The sequence below is a fragment of the Kocuria sp. KH4 genome (genome assembly GCF_053711175.1).
Genome location: NZ_JBSJYX010000011.1, coordinates 1 through 17099, shown reverse-complemented (window position 1 = coordinate 17099; position 17099 = coordinate 1). Strand labels below are relative to the sequence as shown.

The window sequence follows — 17099 nt, the reverse complement described above, 5'->3', positions numbered from 1 at the left end:
CCCCTGCCGGGCGCACCCCGTCTGCTCCCCGGGGGCGGCCGTCCGCGGCAGGCGACGTGCCGCACACCGTCCCCGCCCCGGCATGGCCCCCAGCGAACGCGGACTCGCCGGGAACGACCACCCACGGACGGCTGCGAAATTGTCCTGCCACTTCGTGCGTTTCCTGGCCTGTCCTGCGTAAAGTGGACAGTGACGCACGTGGTTCCCGCACGATGCGCCGCGAGGTCCAGGACACTGCGTGCCGTGGGCCTCCCCCGCTCTTCGCGGGCCGCGCCCCTCGCGGCCCGCGAAGAGCGGGCCCCCGGGGGCTGGACCGGTGGACGTGCTCGTCGGTGCGCCCGTGCCGGCCGGGGTCATCGGCACGTCCCGCCATCTCGCCGCCTCCGCCCGAGACGTGCGGCACCGGCGGAGCCGATCGGGAGCCTCAGCGGTCGAGCGTCCAGCGCGGAGCGACCCCGTAGGCGGCGCGGTAGGCGCCGGCGAAACGGCCCGGGTGGGTGAAGCCCCACCGGGTCGCGATCGCCCCGACCGTCTCCCCGGTCGTGGGATCCCCCCGGAGGAGGTCCTCGTGCGCTCCGGCCAGCCGCACCCGCCGGAGATGCTGGGCGGGGGTGAGGCCCGCGGGGTGGTTGGCGCGGAAGGCCCGCACCAGGGCGGTGGTGGTGGTGTCCGCGGCCCGGGCGGCGTCCTCGACGGTGATGGGCAGGTGGGCGTTGTCGTCGAGGAAGGCCACCGCGATCCGGAAGCGGCGGACCTGGGCGGCCATCGACAGGGACCGGGTCTCACGGTCCCCGCTGAGCGGGAAGCACTCGAGCATGCCCACGGCCAGGCGGCGGGTGAGGTCGCTGCGCACCAGCGGCTCGTCGAGGAGCGCGGGGACCGCGGCGTCGGCGGCCCACCGGGCCAGCCCGGACCAGTACCGCCCCAGGGCCGGAGTGGTCGGGCGGGAGGAGACGAAGGCCACCGGCACGCGCTCCAGGCCGTAGACGGTGTCGGCGATCTCCTGCAGCACCCCGGCGGTGAGATAGACGTTGGTGGCCACCAGGGCTCCGGCCACGACCAGGGCCGGGTGCCCGGGACGGAACAGCACCGGCTCCCCCAGCCCGGAACCCTGGTCGTCGGAGGTCGACCAGTCGTAGCGGGCCCCGCGCACCTCGACCACCCCGAAGACCTCGGTGTCGCCCCAGGTGGAGAACTCGCCCCCCATGGACAGGCGGGCCACGCTCAGCTGCTCGTCCCCGTCCCGGGTCTCCCGGTAGATGAAGCCCGGCCCGGCCGGGTCGAAGCAGAAGCGCACCCCGAGCTGGGCGAACAGCTCCGTCACGGCCTCCGGATCGGCGGCTGTCTGCTCGTGGTGGATGGGCCGGCTCATCGGCTCCTCCCCCTGGTCGGCCTGCCGCGCCGCGGGGTCGGACTCCCGCGGCCAGCGCGCCCTGACCCGCCCCGTGCCCGCCGGCACCGCGACGGTCACTCCGCCGGGAACGCCTCCGGCGCACGCCGTGCGTGCTTACGTGCCAGTGTAGGCGTGTCCCAGTCCTCGGGGGCCCGGAGCAGGTCACCGGATCATCACCGATCCCCCGCCGCAAGGGGCCGGCCGGGGAGGGGCACGACCCGGAGCGGCAGCGGAGCACCGCGACGCGGTCACGCGTGCAGGGTGGCCGACGGCGCCCGCCCGTAGCGGTCGCGGTAGGCGGCGGCGAAGCGCCCGGGGTGGGAGAACCCCCAGCGGGCGGCGACCACCGCCACGCTCACCCCGCTCGCGGGGTCGGCGGTCACCAGGTCCGCGTGGGCGGCCTCCAGCCGCACCGCGCGCAGATGTCCCAGCGGCGTGGTCCCCTTCTCACGCCGGAACGCCGCCTGCAGCCCCCGGGGGCTCATCCGTGCGGCCGCGGCGATCTCGGCGAGGCCGATCGGCTCGCTCGGGTGGCCCTCGATGAACGCCACCGCCCGCCGCACGCCCCCGGAGCCGGGCCGGGGTTCTGCGGCCGGGGCCCGGAGCCGCTCCAGGTACGAGTTCGGGAAGGTGTGCAGCAGGGCGGTGACCAGGGACCGGGTCATCTCGGCCTGGAGCAGCGGGGTGCGCATGACCTCGTCACCGGACTGCAGGGTCCGGGCCAGACGGGTGACGCCGCCCGACCAGTACCGGCCCAGGGCCGCGTTCACCGGGGCGGCGCCGGTGAACTCCACGCGCAACGTCCCGGATCCCAGCACGGCCCGGGCGTGCTCCTCGACCACCGCCGCGTCCAGGGACAGGGACAGGATGTCGAGTCCCTCCCACCGGCTCGAATACGGAGACCGGGGCAGCAGGAACGGACCCTGGCACGCCAGTGCGTCCCGGCCGCTGGAGATCTCGACCGACCCTTCCAGCACCTGCCCGACCCGCAGCACCTCGGGATGCTCCCCGACCCCGCCCGCCGGGGTTCCCTGCCAGCTCACCCGCTCCAGGCTCATCGGCCCCACCCCGGCCGTGGACACGCGCATGGAGAAGTCCCCGGCCGACCCGCGGTGGGCCCCCTGGACGGCATAGACCTGCTCCAGCACGGCAAAGCCCTCGGCACGGTCACGGGTGGCGAACACGGACCGGCGCACCTGCTCCCCCATGCCGTCAGACGCTACGCCCCGCCGGCGGTCCCGTCGATGCCTGCCCCGGCGCCGGCCCGATGGCCACCACGGCGGCCGGAGCGCCGCCCGCGATGCGGCAGAGGGTGCCGAGGACCGGACCTCATGACCTCGTGACCGTCATGCTCCTCCGGGTGGGAGGATGGTTCCGTGCACACACTCGACGAGGTGCTGGCCCTGGCCGCCGCCCACGGACTGCACCTGTCCGCCGAGGGCGCGACCGTGAACGAGGCGGGCCTGGACTACCGCGTCGTCATGGCCTCCGAGAGGAGCGGACGCCGCTGGGTGCTGCGGATCCCGCGCCGCGCGGACGTGTCCGCGGGCATGTCCGCCGAGGCCCGCGTGCTCGACCTCGTGGGCCCGCTCCTCGCGGCTGAGGGGGTGGCGGTTCCGGACTGGCAGATCCGCTCCCCGGATCTGATCGCCTACCCGGCGCTGCCCGGTGCTCCGGGACTGACCCTGTCGGAGACCGGAGAACCCGTCTGGCACATGGACCCCGCCGACCCGGACTACGCCGCCCGCCTGGGACGCCTGCTGGCCCGCCTGCACTCCCTCGGTGCCGCGGAGGCCGAGGCCGCCGGCGTCGAGGTCCGCTCCCCCATGCACGTCCGCCGGGCGTGGCGGGACGACGTCGCCCGGGTGGAGGCGGCGTTCACCGTGGCCCCGGCTCTGGCCCGGGCATGGCGGGCATGGCTCGAGGACGACGCCTGCTGGCCGGAGCGGACCGTGATGACGCACGGGGAGATCTACCCCGCCCATGTCTTGTTCGACGAGGACGGTGCGGTCACCGGGGTCCTGGACTGGACGACGGCCCGCGTGGACGACCCCGCCCGCGACCTGGCCGCCCAGTACGGCGCCGCGGGGGAGGACATGCTGCAGGCCGCCCTCACCGCGTACGAGCACGCCGGCGGGTACGTGCACCCGGGCCTGGCCGCCCAGGCCCGGCACCTGTGGGAGGCCTCCCCGCTCGGGTACGCGCTGTACGCCCTGGCGACCGGCGCCGAGACCGACCACGCCGCGGCCGCCGCGATGCTCGACCCGGAAGCCTGAGCGGCGGCGGCGCAGGAGCGCACGGGGACGGCCCCCGCCGAGCCGACGCGTACAGCCGATGACCGGCATCGTCCACAGCGGCAGACCGGGCACCGCGCCCATGGCACCGCCGGGCCGCCCCACCGCGGTGCGCAGCCCGGTCACCACCGTGACCACTCCGGCGACCCGGGCGGACCGCCACGGACTGCGCACGGTCGAGCGGCCCGCCCGGCCCTGCACCGTCAGTAGACGACGCCCTCCAGCAGCTCGGAGAGCCTGCGGGCCGCCCGTCGCAGCTCCGGCACCTGGGCGCGCAGGTCCTCCGGGGAGTACGCCTCGACCGGTGTGGTGAGGGCGATGGACTCGGTGACGGCGCCGGACGGGTGCGGAACGGCCACGGCGGCGGACATCACGCCGCTGGCCCGCTCGTCCACGGAGAACGCGTAGCCGTCACCCGGCGCCGGCAGACGGGACCTCAGCGCGCCCACGTCGAAGGGCTCCTCCTCATGGCGGCGCCCCGCGGCGGCCTCGGCGATGCGCGCGAGCTCGTCGTCGGGCAGCTCGGCGATGAGGATCTTTCCTGCGGCCCCGCGGGTCAGCGGCAGCCGTTTGCCCAGGGGCAGGTCGTAGCGCAGGGGATCGGCGCCGTCCACGCGGGCGATGAGGATGCGCTCGTCGCCCAGCCGGGAGTAGAGGGACGCGGTCAGCCGGGACCGGGTGGCCAGCTGCAGCAGGATGGGCCGGGCGGCCAGGACCAGGGGGTCGTTCTCCAGGAAGCTGCGGGCGGCCGGCAGGACGGCGGGGCCGATCCGGTAGTTCTTCTCCGTCTGGCTCACCAGCCCGTAGTCCTGCAGCACCCGCAGGAGCCGGAGGGTGGTGGGCAGGGAGATCCCGCAGGCGCGGGCCAGTTCGCTCAGTCGCTGGGGGCGGTCCGAGCGCTGGAGCTGCTCGAAGACGTCCAGGGCCCGGGACAGGGACCGCATGGTCGTGGCGGTCTTGCCGGCAGACCGGGCAGGCGTGGGAGAGGCGTCGTCGACCGTCGTCATTCTTCCATTGTATGGAAGTGGCCCTCGCTTCAGACCCTGCATCTGCCTCCGGCCCGCCGTCCGCTCGTCCTGCCGGGATGTGGTTGACGCCACTCTGTGTTCCGTGTCACCATTCCTTCTACGAAATAACCTTCCACGGGGTGAAAGAACATTTCACCCGATGAAGCAGTGAGGGGCACGAGAATGACGACGGAGTCACCGACGACGCAGAGCGCGAGGCCCGGTCCGCGACAACGGCCGGCGCGGTCGGTGCTGATCGGGCAGGCGGTCTTCCTGCTGCTGGGCGCCTACGTCCTGGTCAGCTCCTGGGACCTGGGACTGTGGACCAGCCTGGGCCCGGGCCCGGGACTGTTCCCCTTCGCGATGGGCGCGGTCCTGGTGGCGATGTCCCTGATCTGGCTCGTCCAGGAGCAGCGCAGCCCCTCGACCCCGCGGGAGGACGTGGACCGGTCGCAGATCGCGGCGGTGATCGGCAGCCTGCTCGTCCTGGGCGCCGTGCTGCCCTTCCTCGGCTTCCAGGTCACGCTGCTGCTGTTCCTGATGTACCACCTGCGGATCCGCGCCCGGCTGGGATGGGCGAAGTCGGTGCTGATCTCGGTGATCGGCAGCGTGGGCGTGTTCTACCTCTTCACCGTGGGCCTGAAGGTCTCCCTGCCCTCGGCCTCCGTGCTGCCGTTCAACCTGATCGGACTGTGAACCATGGACGTCTTCAACGACCTGCTGGGCGGCTTCGCGACCGCCCTGAGCTGGCAGAACCTGCTCTTCGCGTTCATCGGGTGCCTGCTGGGCACCATGATCGGGGTGCTGCCCGGCATCGGCCCCGTGGCCGGGGTGGCGCTGCTGATCCCGCTGACGCTGAACCTGGACGCCACCGGCTCGATCATCATGCTGTGCGCCATCTTCTACGGCACCACCTACGGCGGCACGATCACCAGCGTCCTGCTCAACACCCCGGGTGAGGCGGCCTCGGCGGTGACCACGTTCGACGGCTACGCCATGACCAGGATGGGGCGGGCCGGTGCCGCGCTGACCATCGCCGCGGTGGGCTCCTTCGTCGGCGGGACCATCGCCACGGTGGGGCTCGTGGCCGCGGCCAAGCCGCTGGGCGAGCTGGGGCTGCTCATCGGCCCGCCGGAGTTCTTCGCCCTGGTCACCGTGGGCATCACCCTGCTGGTGGCCCTGGCCGGGCGCTCCATCGTCCGGGCGCTGATCTCCGGGGCGCTGGGCCTGCTCATCGCCATGGTCGGCATCGACCCGGTCGCCGGAGCCCCTCGCTTCACCTTCGGCTCGGAGCGGCTGCTCGACGGGGTGAGCTTCGTGGCCGTGATCGTCGGGGTGTTCGGCCTGTCCGAGATCCTGGCCTACCGTGCCGGCAGGACCCCTGCGGCCGTCCACGCCCCCAACCTGCGCTCGCTGTTGCCCAACCGCGTCGAATGGCGCCGCAGTGCCCCGGCGATCGCCCGCGGCACCGGCGTGGGGTTCGGCCTGGGCCTGATCCCGGGCATGACCGGCTCGGTCTCCTCCCTGCTGTCCTACGGCGCGGAGCGGAAGTTCTCCCGCTACCGGCACGAGCTGGGCCACGGCGCCGTCGAAGGCGTGGCCGGTCCCGAGACCGCCAACAACGCCCACGCCAACGGCGCGCTCATCCCGCTGTTCACCCTGGGCATCCCCGCCTCCCCCACCATCGCGGTGCTCATGGGAGCGTTCCTGCAGCAGGGCCTGACGCCGGGCCCCACCCTGTTCGCGGAGAACTCCGAGATCGCCTGGGCCATCATCGCCAGCCTGTTCATCGGCAACGTGCTGCTGGTCATCCTCAACGTGCCGCTGGTGGGGCTGTGGACGTCGATCCTGCGGGTGCCCTACCCGATCCTGACCGCCCTCATCCTGCTGTTCATGGTCATCGGGGCCTACACCATCCACTTCACCGTCTTCGACGTGTTCGTGATGATCGCCTTCGGCGTGATCGGCCTGGCCATGCGCCACCTCGACATCCCGTTGGCACCCATGGTCCTGACCCTCGTGCTGGGCCCGCTGATGGAGCGGTCCCTGCGCGAGTCCCTGGAGATCTCCCAGGGCAGCTTCGACGTCTTCTACACCCGCCCGATCACCGCGGTCCTGCTGGTCCTCGCCCTGGTCATCGTCTGCAGCCCGCTGCTGAAGCTGCGCAAGCCCAAGGCCCTGGCCGACGAGGACCCCGAGTCCTGACCGTCCCGCCGGCCGCTCGGCACCACGCGTCCCGAGCGGCCACCACCGCACCGTCCCCGCACCCCTCTGCTCCGCAGCCGCCCTCCTCGGCGCTGCCCCGAAACAGGAGAACACCATGACCCGTCGCACCGTCGCCACCGGCCTCACCGTCCTGGGCCTGCTCACCGCCACCGGCTGCGCCGCCTCCACCGGCACCTCCGCCTCCGGCGAGGACTTCCCGCAGGCCGGCAAGCCGATCGAGCTCGTCGTCGCCTTCGCCCCCGGCGGAGCCGTGGACACCGCCGCCCGCCTCGTCCAGCCGGTGCTGGAGGAGGAGCTGGACACCAACGTCGAGGTCGTCAACGCCCCCGGCGCCGGCGGCCAGATCGGCTACACCCAGCTCACCGGCGCCGACCCGGACGGCTACACCATCGGGGCCACCGGCTCCCCCTCGGTGGTCGTCTCCCCGCTGGACCCCAGCCGCGGCGCCTCCTACACCCGCGAGGATTTCCAGCCCCTGGGCCGGCAGGTGGTGGACCCGGCCGTGATCGCCGTCCAGCCCGACAGCCCCTACCAGACCCTGGAGGAGCTGCTCGCGGCGGCCAAGGCGGAGCCCGAGTCCATGACCGCCACCACCACCGGCCAGCTCGGCGGGGAGCACTTCGCCCTGGCGCAGATCGCCGAGACCACCGACGCCTCCTTCGCCCCGGTGCACTTCTCCGAGGGCGCCTCCCAGGCCACCACGGCGTTCCTGGGCAAGCACGTCGACGTGCTCGTGGCCAACGTCAGCGACGTCACCGACCTGGTCGCCCAGGGCAAGGCCCGGGTGCTGGGCGTGATGGGCGAGGAGCGCGCCGCGGCCCTGCCCGACGTGCCGACCTTCACCGAGGAGGGCTACGAGGTCGTCTCGGCCACCGCCCGCGGCTACTCGGCCCCCGCCGGGCTCCCCGAGCCCGTGGCGCAGAAGCTCGAGGCCGCCCTGCAGAAGGCCATCGAGGACCCGGAGGTCGTCCAGAAGATGGAGGACCTCGGCCTGGAGACCAGCTACCTGGGCGCCGCGGACTACGAGGCGTTCTGGGCCCAGCAGGAGACCGACTACAAGGAGGTCCTGCCCCAGGTCCAGGACGGCGAGTGACGCCTCCCGGGACCTGCCGCCGACCCCCGCTCACCCCTGCCACACGACACGGAGACCTCTCGATGACCACGATCACCGACGACCCCACGACCGCCGACTTCGCCCGCCCCGACCCGGCCCTGGTGGCCCGGCTGGCCGCCCTGCCCGCCGCCAACATCGGCGACGCCATGGAGCGGCTGGGCGTGGCCGACTCCGCCATCCAGGCCATCTGGCCCGGCGCCCGCCTGGCCGGCCCCGCCTTACCGGTCTGGGTGCGCGCCGGGGACAACCAGGGCATCCACCGCGCCCTGCCCCTGGCCCGCCCCGGGGACGTCATCGTCGTCGCCGGTCAGGGCGACACCACCCGGGCCCTGCTCGGGGAGCTCATCGGCGAGCGCGCGATCTCCGCCGGCATCGCCGGCTTCGCCCTGGACGGGGCCGCCCGCGACGCCCAGGACCTGCAGGAGATCGGCATGCCCGTCTTCGCCCGGGCCACGTCCCCGGCCGGGCCCTACAAGCACGGCCCCTCCCGGGTCGCGGTGCCGGTGGCCTTCGGCGGGGTGCCGGTGCTGCCCGGCGACATCGTCATCGGGGACTCCGACGGAGTCGTCGTCGTCCCCCAGGGCCGGGCCGCCGAGATCGCCGAGGCCGCCGAGGCGGTCTTCGCCGACGAGTCCCAGCGCCGCGCGGCCATCCTCGCCGCCCGCACCCAGGCCGCCCCGGTACAGGCCTGAGCCACCGTTCCCCACCATCCCAAGGAGTCATCATGAGCGCATGCACCGTCATCGGTCTCGGTGAGGCCGGCGCCGTCTACGCCACCGCCCTGGCCGAGGCCGGGCACGCCGTCACCGGCTACGACCCGGTGGCCCCCACCACCCCCGCCGGCGTCGTCCGGGCGGACACCGCCGCGGAGGCCTGCCGTGCGGCCGACGTGGTCCTGGTCCTCACCGGGGCCGGCGCCGCCCGGGCGGTGGCCGCCGAGTGCCTGCCCGTGATGCAGGAGGACACCTGCTACGCGGACCTGACCTCCTCCTCCCCGCAGACCATGGAGGAGCTGGGCCGCACCCCCTCCCGGGCGCTGTTCGCCGACGTGGCCATCCTCGGGCCCGTCCCGGTGCAGGGGGCGCGCACCCCGCTGATGGTCAGCGGCCCCGGAGCCCCGGTGCTGGCCGAGCTGCTGGGCGGGATCGGTGCCCCGGTGGAGGTCGTCGACGGGGGCCCCGGGGCGGCCATGGCGCACAAGCTGCTGCGCAGCGTGGTGATGAAGGGCATGGCCTCGGTCGTCGTCGAGGCCGTCACCGCCGCCCGGGCGGCCGGGCAGGAGGAGTGGGTCCGGGCCCAGATCGCCGGCCAGCTGGCGGGGGACGGCCAGGCCGTCATCGACCGGTGGCTCACCGGCACGCCCAAGCACGCCGCACGCCGCGCCCACGAGATGCGCTCCACCGCCCAGTACCTCACCGACCTGGGGGTGCCCGCCGAGATGACCGAGGCCTCGGCGTCGGCGATGGAACGGATGGCCGCCCGGGCCGCCCAGGACCCGGTGGAGGCCACCGCGTCCTGAGCGGCCGGAGACCCTACGGTGGGCCCGGCACCGCGGGGTGCCGGGCCCACCGCCACAATGAAGTCAGCGTTCCCGCCGACGGCCGGAACGCCCCTGAGGAAGTGAGTGGATCGTGATCGGAGTGTGGGCCCTGGTGGCCTATCTGGCCGTCATCATCGGGTGGACCACCGTGGCCAGGCGCAGCGTCGGGGAGGCCATGATCCTGGGGTTCCTCACGGCCCTGCTCTTCAGCGGCCCCCAGGCGCTGAGCGTGGGACGGGCCGCCCTCCAGGACGCGCTCACCGACGAGATCGTCTACGCCACCATGGTCTTCGTGTTCATGGGCTACCTCCTGGACCGCGGCGGGGTGCTGGACCGGCTGATCAACCTGCTCAACTCCCTGCTGGGACGCTACCGGGGCGGACCGGCCTACGTCTCCACCCTGTCCTCGGCCGGGCTGGGCAGCATCGTGCACAACCAGGCCGCCATCGCCGCCACCGTCGGATCCGTGACCATCCCCTGGATGGAACGCACGAAGATGGACCGCTCGACCGCGGCCACCCTGGTGGCCGGCAACGCCGGGATGGGCATCACCTTCCCGTTCAGCGCCTCGATGTTCGTCCTCGTCGGCTCGACCACGGTCGGCCCCCTGCTCGACGTGCAGGACCTGGTCGTCCCGCTGCTCGTCGGCGGGCTGTGGTGCCTGCTCCACCGGCTGATCGTCACCGTGGTCCTCGTCCGCCGGTCCGGGATGGCCGCGGTCGACCCCGAGCAGCGGATGGCCGTGGGCACCGCCTTCCGCCAGGGCTGGGCCACCCTGCTGCTGTTCGTCGCGGTGGCCGTCCCCCTGGTCCTCACCACCGGGGCGGCCGCCGAGGCCGCCGCCGCCTGGACCGGGGTCGAGGACATCGGCGACGCCGTGAGCATCATCTTCTGGATCCCGATCACGCTCACGATCGCCGGCGTCCTGCTGGGCCTGGCGAGGCTGCCGCGCACCGCCGCGGGGTGGTGGGCACTGCTGGAGAGCTCCGCCCCCCGCTTCGGCATCGTGGGGATCACCGTGCTCTTCGCCTTCGCCGGGGCCAACGCCCTGGCCACCACCGGACTGCCCGAACAGCTCACCGGCCTGCTGGGCGACCTCGACCTGCCCCTGTGGGCGCTGGCCGTCCTCGTGGGACTCATCGTCATCGCCGTGGCCGCCCCGCTGTCCTCCACCGCCACCATGGCCGCTGTGGGCACCGTCGGCGTCGCCGCCCTGGTCGCCGCCGGGGTCCCGGCCCCCACCGCCGCCGTGGCCGTGCTGGTGTTCTCCTCCTGCGAGGCCGCCATCCCCCCGGGCGGCGCTCCCCTGTACGTGGCCTGCGGCATCGCCGACGTCGACCCGTTCAGGACCTTCGCCCGCCTCTTCCTCTACTACGCCCTGCCCCTGCTGGCCATCGGGGTGCTCATCGCCCTCGGCATCCTGCCCGTCTGAGACCCGAAAGGCACCACGTGCTGCGCAGAACCCTCCTCGGCATCTTCACCCTCACCCTGGGGCTCTCCCTGCTCGGGGGCATCTCCCTGGTGCTCGCCCAGGCGGTGGCCCTGCTCATCGGCCACGGCCCCTGGCTGGTCCTCCTCAATGAGAGCGCCAAGACCCCCGTCGTCGTCGCCGCGTCGGTGTGCGCCGTGGCCGGGTACCTCCTCGGCTACCGCACCCCCGCCCCGACGACCGCCCAGCAGCAGGAGGCCCGCCGGTGAGCACGCCCGGCCACCACGACCACCTCACGCACGCCGAGCTGGCCACCCGCCCCGGACACCTGGCCGGGACCTCCTGGGGCCTGTTCCCCGACCCGGACCGGGGCACCCCCAGCTTCGCCGCGGCCGAGGAGGTCCTGGCCGCCCGCTCCTGCATCCGCACCGGAACCGTGTTCGGCCTGGACCACCCCGTCGACGCCTTCGACCCCGGCATGTCCGTCCGGCGCACCGCCCCGGTCCACACCATCTACTCCGGCCACCCCGCCCACCGCGACGACTACCTCGACGGGTTCTACCTGCAGGGCTCCACCCAGATCGACGGCCTGCGGCACCGCCGCTCCGACGAGGTCGGCTTCTACGGCGGCACCGACGACGAGCTGATCCGCCCCGGCACCCGTCCCCTCGGCATCCAGGCGTGGGCCGAGACCCCCATCGTCTCCCGCGGGCTCCTGCTCGACGTCGCCGGACACCGCCGAGCGCTCGGCGATCCCATCGACCACGTGGGCGGCGAACCCCTGCACCTGGAGCTGCTCGAGGACACGGTCCGGACCCAGGGCACCGCACCGGCCCCGGGGGACGTCCTGATGATCCGCACCGGCTGGGCCGAGTGGTTCCTCGGCCTCGACCGCCGGGCGAAGCTCCGGGCCAAGGAGGCCGGCCGCTCCACCGGCATCGCCCAGTCCAAGGAGTTCGTCGAATGGGTCTGGGACCACCGGCTGGCCCTGGTCGCCGCCGACAACTTCGCCGTGGAGTGCCTGCCCCCGGTCGCCGGCACCCCGTTCCTGGCATCGGCCCCTCACGACAAGGGCATGATGCACCAGGAGCTGCTGGCCAAACTCGGCATGCCCCTCGGTGAGCTGTGGCGCCTGGACCACCTCGCCGCCCACACGCGGGCCACCGGCCACTGGGACGCCATGATCGTGGTGAAACCCCTCAACATCACCGGCGCCACCGGATCGCCCGCCAACGCCACCGCAATCTGCTGAGCAGCTACCGGCCGTCCCGGGTCTCCCGGTCCCCCGGGCCGACGGCCGCCGGGACCGGGAGGCTCCGGCTCCCCGGACCCCACGGGCGGCGGGCCACGGCCCGGGTCACCCCGCCCGTTCCGGGTGCGCCCGGGCACCGGTGACGACGCGGGTGAACTCGGCCCAGGTGTCGCTGTCGTTGCGGTAGGCGTAGTGCTGGTCGCTGCGAATGCGACCGGCCTCCCCGGCGCGCACGACCAGCACGGAGCCGGCGGTGGTGATGACGAGCTCACCGGCGTGGACCTGGTGCAGCTCCTCGGTCCCGGCCGTGTCCGGCCGGGCCTGGTAGCTGTCCCCCGGGGCCAGGCGCCAGCGCCACAGCTCGGTGCGGGGAACGCTCTCGGTGGCGACGAGCAGCACGGCCTCGCTGCCGCGGTCCGAACGCCACACGCGCACCGCCGCCCCGGCCCGCCCGCCGGCTTCCTCCAGGGGCGTGGTGGGGGGCATGGCGAGGGAGACGAAGTCGGTGCCCAGGGCGTGGGCGATGTGGTCGACCGTCACGAGGCTGGGGTTCGCCTGGCCCAGCTCGATCTGGGTCAGCATCCGCCGGCTCACCCCGGCGCGGTCGGAGAGCTCCTGGACGCTCCACCCGAGCTGCCGGCGCTGCCGGCGGATCTGCCGGCCGACCACGGCGACGAACTCCGCGGTGGCTCCCCCTCGCTCACGGGCGGCCATCCGCTCCTCCTCCGGCACTCCACGGGGCGGGCACCGGCGACGCGTCGCTCCCACCCGGTGCGCCCGGGCCGGACTCGGGGACGGCACGCGGCCGGCGCTTCAGCTCCTCGGGGCGCAGCTCGCTGACCAGGACGCCGACGACGATCAGCACGGCCCCGAGGATCGCCGGACCCGGCAGACGCTCTCCGGCGATGCGCCCGATGATCCCACCCCACACCGGTTCTCCGGCGTAGATGACGGTGGCCCGGGTGGCCGAGACGGAGCGTTGCGCCCAGTTCATCGCCAGCTGGATCAGGATGCTCGCGGCCCCGAGGCCGATCCCGGCCGCCAGCCACACCCAGGAGAACTCCGGGACCCGCTCGCCGGCCACGGGCATCATGGCGAAGGACAGCAGCCCGGCCACCGTCACCTGCACCACGGCGACCCGGCGGGCGTCCACGGTGCCGGCGTAGCGGCTGATGAGCACGATCTCCGCCGCGCAGGCCACCGCGCTGAGCAGCGTCAGCGTCTCTCCGGTGCTCAGCCCGGCCGTCCCGGCGTCCGGGCCCGCCAGGAGCACCAGGCCGGCGAAGGCGAAGGCCACCCCGACCAGGGTCATCGCCCCGGGAGGCCGGCGCAGCAGGACCCACTGCAGCAGGGGCACCATCGGCACGTACAGGGCGGTGATGAACGCCGACCGGCTGGCCGTGATCGTCTGCAGCCCCATCGTCTGCAGGCCGTAGCCGATGAAGATCGTCACCCCGATGACCGCACCGGCGACGACCTCGTGCCCGGTGATGCCCCGCAGCGCGCGCCGGAACACCGCGGCGCCGATCAGTCCCGCCACCACGAAGCGGATCCCGACGAAGAACAGCGGGCCGGTGTGCGCCACGGCCACGTGGATGATCAGGAAGGTCGTCCCCCAGATCATGGTGATGCCGATCAGGATCCACTCGGGGCGGCTGATGCGGAGCCGCACGACGTCGTTGCGCCGGAAGGTGTGCCTCATGCCCCTCAGCATATGCGCACTATAGTGCGCATACCGCCGGTGGGATCCCCTGGCGCGGGCCGTGGCGTGTTCACCGTTCGTCCACCCGCGACCCCTACTGTTGGGAGACGTGTGACCTACGGAGGGGAGATCTGCGGTGCTGCAGGAGTGGGATCCGGCGAAGCTGGAGCTGCGGGAGTTCATCGATCTGTTGACCGCGCGGGGCTACACAGTGGGCAACCCGCAGGGCGAGGACGCCGATCTCATCGACCCGGGCGGGTCGGCGGTGCAGACCTGGCAGGAGGACTACCCGTACGAGGAGCTGATGTCGCGGGAGGACTACGAGCTGGAGAAGTACCGGCTGCAGATCGAGCTGCTGAAGTTCCAGTACTGGGGCCAGGACCACGACCTCCAGCACGTGATCGTGTTCGAGGGCCGCGACGCGGCCGGCAAGGGCGGGACGATCAAGCGCTTCACCGAGCACCTGAACCCGCGCGCGGCCCGGGTGGTGGCCCTGACCAAGCCCTCGGACCGGGAGCGGGGGCAGTGGTACTTCCAGCGCTACATCGCCCACCTGCCCACCGCCGGGGAGATCGTGCTCTTCGACCGGTCCTGGTACAACCGGGCGGTGGTCGAGCACGTCATGGGCTTCTGCAGCGACGCGGAGTACGAGCAGTTCATGGTGCAGGCCCCGGTGTTCGAGCAGATGCTGGTGGACTCGGGGGTGCACCTGACGAAGTTCTGGTTCTCGGTCACCCAGCACGAGCAGCGCACGCGTTTCGCGATCCGGCAGATCGATCCGGTGCGGCGGTGGAAGCTCTCCCCGATGGATCTGGCGTCCTTGGACCGGTGGGAGGACTACACGGAGGCGAAGGAGGAGATGTTCCTGCGCACCGACACCGATCACGCCCCGTGGATCACGGTGAAGTCCAATGACAAGAAGCGGGCGAGGCTCAATGCGATGCGTTTCTTCCTGGACCAGTTCGACTACGAGGACAAGGACCCGGCGGTGGTCTATCCCCCGGATCCGCTGATCGTCCGCCGCGGACGCGACGCCGTCGGCGACTGAGACCCCCGACGTGGACGCGTGGCCGGCCCTGGCCGCCTCCCCTGCCTCGCCACGTGTGCTGGGGGCCGCCGCCCTCCTGGCCGGGTGGGCGCTGACCATGGCCGTCAACGTCCCGCTCAACGGCCGGCTGGCCCGCAGCGCCCTCGCGTGGCCCGCCTACGCCCGGCCGTGGACCCGGGCCAACCACGCCCGGGCGGCGCTGTCCGTGCTGGGCGCCGTCGGGCTGCTCGTGCCCCTCCCCTGAGCAACCGGGAGCCCGCCACCGGCCGTGCGTCGTGCGGGGGTCCGGGGCGGTTCCCGGCTCGCCGACCACGGTGGATCCCGCGCCCAACGGCCACCGCCACGACGGAGGGGGCGCCCTGACCGCGCAGGACGGCCTGACATCTTCGGTGCTCGGGTAACGATCCGGGGCCGGTCCGCCGACCGGCCCCGGAAGCCGTCCTACCCTGGCGGCACCACCCGTCCCCGGAGTCCGCCCGGGGTGGTGCGTGATCCGAGGGCCGAGTGCCGGCCCGTCGTCCCGTCGGCTCCTTCCCCGGTGCGTGCCGCCGGGCTCCGCCTCCGCGGTGCGGGGGTGCAGGGGCCGGCATCGTCGTCCCTGACGACCGCTCCCGAAGCACTGCTCCGCCGACGCAGGAACCCCGCCGGGGTGTCCCGCGCCGATCGAGAAGGAACCGAAGATGTCCGCACCCACACGACCCGGTCGCCGCACGTTCGCCGCCGCCACCGCCGTGGCCCTCCTCCTCGGGACCGCTGGGGCCACCGCCGCCCCGGCGTCGTCCGGCCCGGCCGCTCCAGGAGCACCGCCGGCCGCGGGCCCCGAGGCCTGTGTGCCCGACGTCGACGACGTCGTCACCCGGGAGCCGTCCGCGCCGATGGCCGAGCCGCTGCCCGAGGAGGTGGCGACGACGCTGGACGCCGCCGCCCGCGCGGCGTTCGGGCAGGCCTCCACCCCCGGTGCGGTGGTGGGGGTCTCCTCCCCGGAGGGCACCTGGACGGCCGCCTACGGAGTGGCCGACCCCGCCACCGGTCAGCCCATGGAGGTGGGGGTGCACACCCGCATCGGGTCCGTCACCAAGCCCTTCACCGCCACGCTGGTCCTGCAGCTGGCCGAGGAGGGAGAGCTGTCCCTGGAGGATCCCGTCGCCGACTACGTCGAGGGCATCCCCAACGGCGAGCGGATCACCCTGCGGCAGCTGACCGACATGACCAGCGGCGTGGCCAGCTACACCCGCAGCACCGCGTTCACGGACCTCTTCTTCGCGGATCCGCAGCGGACCTTCACCCCGGAGGAGCTGGTCGCCGTCGGCGTCGCGGAATCCCCCCTGTTCGCCAGCGGGGAGCAGTTCGACTACTCCAACACCAACTACATCCTGCTGGGCCTGGTGATCGAGCAGGTCACCGGCCGGCCGGTCGGGGAGGTCCTGGAGGAGCAGATCCTCGAGCCCCTGGCGCTCGACGAGACCACCTGGCCCGGGGCGTCCACCGAGCTGCCGGAGCCCTACGCGCAGGGCTTCACCCTGCAGGGCGACACCGCGACCCCTGAGGCCCCGGACGACGCCACCCACTGGAACCCCTCCTGGGGAGGCACCGCCGGGGCCCTGATCTCGGAGGTGGAGGACCTGCTCGTCTACGGCCGGGCCATGGGGACCGGGCACGGGCTGCTGGAGCCGGGAACCCAGCGGGAGCGCCTCACCTCGTTCCGGCCCCCCGAGGGCGGCTACGGGCTGGGCCTCGGCTGCATCGACGGGTGGGTCGGGCACACCGGGACGCAGCCCGGCTACAACACCACCGTCTACTACGACACCACCACCGACACCACCGTGGTCGTGCAGGCCACCAGCGACATCCCCTCCGGGGACTGCCCGGAGTCCCCGGTGCTGGCCGACGACCCCAGGACCCTGCCCTGCGCCACCCCGGCCACGCGGATCTTCGCCGAGCTGTCCACGGCCCTGGGCCACACCTTCACCCCCAATCCGGAGCGCTGACCGCGCCCGACAGGGCCACGACCTCCTGTCCCGCACGGACGGCGAGGGCTGAGCCTGCTCGGCCCTCGGACAGGACGACGGCGCGGGTCCCGGCACCGTCAGGTGC

General features: G+C 73.5%; 17 protein-coding genes. 12 read left to right on the top strand and 5 right to left on the bottom strand.

The genetic code is table 11. The features are described from left to right. Positions 1-424 precede the first annotated feature (424 nt). Positions 425-1372 (bottom strand): helix-turn-helix domain-containing protein, encoded by a 948-nt coding sequence (locus ACWCOM_RS09720; RefSeq protein WP_454548542.1) that lies wholly within the window; start codon positions 1370-1372, stop codon positions 425-427. A 269-nt stretch (positions 1373-1641) separates the two neighbouring features. Continuing rightward, positions 1642-2601 (bottom strand): helix-turn-helix transcriptional regulator, encoded by a 960-nt coding sequence (locus ACWCOM_RS09715; protein ID WP_454548541.1) that lies wholly within the window; start codon positions 2599-2601, stop codon positions 1642-1644. A gap of 168 nt (positions 2602-2769) precedes the next feature. On the opposite strand from ACWCOM_RS09715, the gene ACWCOM_RS09710 reads away from it, so the two are divergent. Next, complete coding sequence (locus tag ACWCOM_RS09710; protein ID WP_454548540.1) at positions 2770-3669, top strand: macrolide 2'-phosphotransferase; 900 nt, start codon at positions 2770-2772, stop codon at positions 3667-3669. A gap of 221 nt (positions 3670-3890) precedes the next feature. On the opposite strand, the gene ACWCOM_RS09705 is transcribed toward ACWCOM_RS09710, so the two are convergent. Next, complete coding sequence (locus tag ACWCOM_RS09705) at positions 3891-4694, bottom strand: IclR family transcriptional regulator (RefSeq protein WP_454548539.1); 804 nt, start codon at positions 4692-4694, stop codon at positions 3891-3893. A gap of 249 nt (positions 4695-4943) precedes the next feature. On the opposite strand from ACWCOM_RS09705, the gene ACWCOM_RS09700 reads away from it, so the two are divergent. The 8 genes from ACWCOM_RS09700 to ACWCOM_RS09665 all read left to right on the top strand — a co-directional run bounded on the left by ACWCOM_RS09700 (position 4944) and on the right by ACWCOM_RS09665 (position 12255). After that, on the top strand, positions 4944-5390 hold the full coding sequence (locus ACWCOM_RS09700) for a tripartite tricarboxylate transporter TctB family protein (RefSeq protein ID WP_454548538.1): 447 nt from the start codon (positions 4944-4946) through the stop codon (positions 5388-5390). 3 nt (positions 5391-5393) lie between these two features. Further along, positions 5394-6899, top strand: coding sequence for a tripartite tricarboxylate transporter permease (locus ACWCOM_RS09695; protein WP_454548537.1), 1506 nt, complete (start codon positions 5394-5396; stop codon positions 6897-6899). A gap of 115 nt (positions 6900-7014) precedes the next feature. Then, entirely contained in the window at positions 7015-8013 is a 999-nt protein-coding gene (locus tag ACWCOM_RS09690; RefSeq protein WP_454548536.1) for a tripartite tricarboxylate transporter substrate binding protein, read from the top strand. A gap of 62 nt (positions 8014-8075) precedes the next feature. Beyond that, on the top strand, positions 8076-8726 hold the full coding sequence (locus tag ACWCOM_RS09685) for an RraA family protein (protein WP_454548535.1): 651 nt from the start codon (positions 8076-8078) through the stop codon (positions 8724-8726). Positions 8727-8758: 32 nt separating this feature from the next. Further along, positions 8759-9553: a DUF1932 domain-containing protein gene (locus ACWCOM_RS09680; protein ID WP_454548534.1), complete on the top strand. Its 795-nt coding sequence runs from the start codon at positions 8759-8761 to the stop codon at positions 9551-9553. A gap of 112 nt (positions 9554-9665) precedes the next feature. Beyond that, positions 9666-11006, top strand: coding sequence for a TRAP transporter large permease subunit (locus ACWCOM_RS09675; RefSeq protein WP_454548533.1), 1341 nt, complete (start codon positions 9666-9668; stop codon positions 11004-11006). A gap of 17 nt (positions 11007-11023) precedes the next feature. Next, entirely contained in the window at positions 11024-11272 is a 249-nt protein-coding gene (locus tag ACWCOM_RS09670; protein ID WP_454548532.1) for a hypothetical protein, read from the top strand. Then, positions 11269-12255: a cyclase family protein gene (locus ACWCOM_RS09665; RefSeq protein WP_454548531.1), complete on the top strand. Its 987-nt coding sequence runs from the start codon at positions 11269-11271 to the stop codon at positions 12253-12255. The genes ACWCOM_RS09670 and ACWCOM_RS09665 overlap by 4 nt, the downstream gene beginning before the upstream one ends. Positions 12256-12360: 105 nt before the next feature. Here ACWCOM_RS09665 and ACWCOM_RS09660 read toward each other — a convergent pair whose 3' ends face one another. Continuing rightward, complete coding sequence (locus ACWCOM_RS09660; RefSeq protein WP_454548530.1) at positions 12361-12969, bottom strand: helix-turn-helix domain-containing protein; 609 nt, start codon at positions 12967-12969, stop codon at positions 12361-12363. Beyond that, positions 12956-13957 carry a DMT family transporter gene (locus ACWCOM_RS09655; protein ID WP_454548529.1) on the bottom strand — a complete coding sequence of 334 codons (1002 nt, stop codon included), beginning with the start codon at positions 13955-13957 and terminating at the stop codon, positions 12956-12958. The genes ACWCOM_RS09660 and ACWCOM_RS09655 overlap by 14 nt, the downstream gene beginning before the upstream one ends. Before the next feature lie 136 nt (positions 13958-14093). Between ACWCOM_RS09655 and ppk2 the strand changes: the two genes are divergently transcribed. From ppk2 to ACWCOM_RS09640, 3 genes are all read left to right on the top strand, one after another. Beyond that, positions 14094-15005, top strand: coding sequence for a polyphosphate kinase 2 (gene ppk2, locus ACWCOM_RS09650; RefSeq protein WP_454548528.1), 912 nt, complete (start codon positions 14094-14096; stop codon positions 15003-15005). A 10-nt stretch (positions 15006-15015) separates the two neighbouring features. Next, positions 15016-15249, top strand: a complete 234-nt coding sequence (locus tag ACWCOM_RS09645; RefSeq protein ID WP_454548527.1) for an anthrone oxygenase family protein — start codon at positions 15016-15018, stop codon at positions 15247-15249. A gap of 436 nt (positions 15250-15685) precedes the next feature. Beyond that, on the top strand, positions 15686-16993 hold the full coding sequence (locus ACWCOM_RS09640) for a serine hydrolase domain-containing protein (protein ID WP_454548526.1): 1308 nt from the start codon (positions 15686-15688) through the stop codon (positions 16991-16993). Positions 16994-17099: the final 106 nt, after the last annotated feature.

What these genes read in the sequence shown, in the direction of transcription:
- ACWCOM_RS09705 (WP_454548539.1), bottom strand. Translation starts at nt 4,694, where the DNA reads ATGACGACGGTCGACGACGCCTCTCCCACGCCTGCCCGGTCTGCCGGC.
- ACWCOM_RS09660 (WP_454548530.1), bottom strand. Translation starts at nt 12,969, where the DNA reads ATGGCCGCCCGTGAGCGAGGGGGAGCCACCGCGGAGTTCGTCGCCGTG.
- ACWCOM_RS09640 (WP_454548526.1), top strand. Translation starts at nt 15,686, where the DNA reads ATGTCCGCACCCACACGACCCGGTCGCCGCACGTTCGCCGCCGCCACC.
- ACWCOM_RS09695 (WP_454548537.1), top strand. Translation starts at nt 5,394, where the DNA reads ATGGACGTCTTCAACGACCTGCTGGGCGGCTTCGCGACCGCCCTGAGC.
- ACWCOM_RS09655 (WP_454548529.1), bottom strand. Translation starts at nt 13,957, where the DNA reads ATGAGGCACACCTTCCGGCGCAACGACGTCGTGCGGCTCCGCATCAGC.
- ACWCOM_RS09680 (WP_454548534.1), top strand. Translation starts at nt 8,759, where the DNA reads ATGAGCGCATGCACCGTCATCGGTCTCGGTGAGGCCGGCGCCGTCTAC.
- ACWCOM_RS09685 (WP_454548535.1), top strand. Translation starts at nt 8,076, where the DNA reads ATGACCACGATCACCGACGACCCCACGACCGCCGACTTCGCCCGCCCC.
- ACWCOM_RS09720 (WP_454548542.1), bottom strand. Translation starts at nt 1,372, where the DNA reads ATGAGCCGGCCCATCCACCACGAGCAGACAGCCGCCGATCCGGAGGCC.
- ACWCOM_RS09715 (WP_454548541.1), bottom strand. Translation starts at nt 2,601, where the DNA reads ATGGGGGAGCAGGTGCGCCGGTCCGTGTTCGCCACCCGTGACCGTGCC.
- ACWCOM_RS09690 (WP_454548536.1), top strand. Translation starts at nt 7,015, where the DNA reads ATGACCCGTCGCACCGTCGCCACCGGCCTCACCGTCCTGGGCCTGCTC.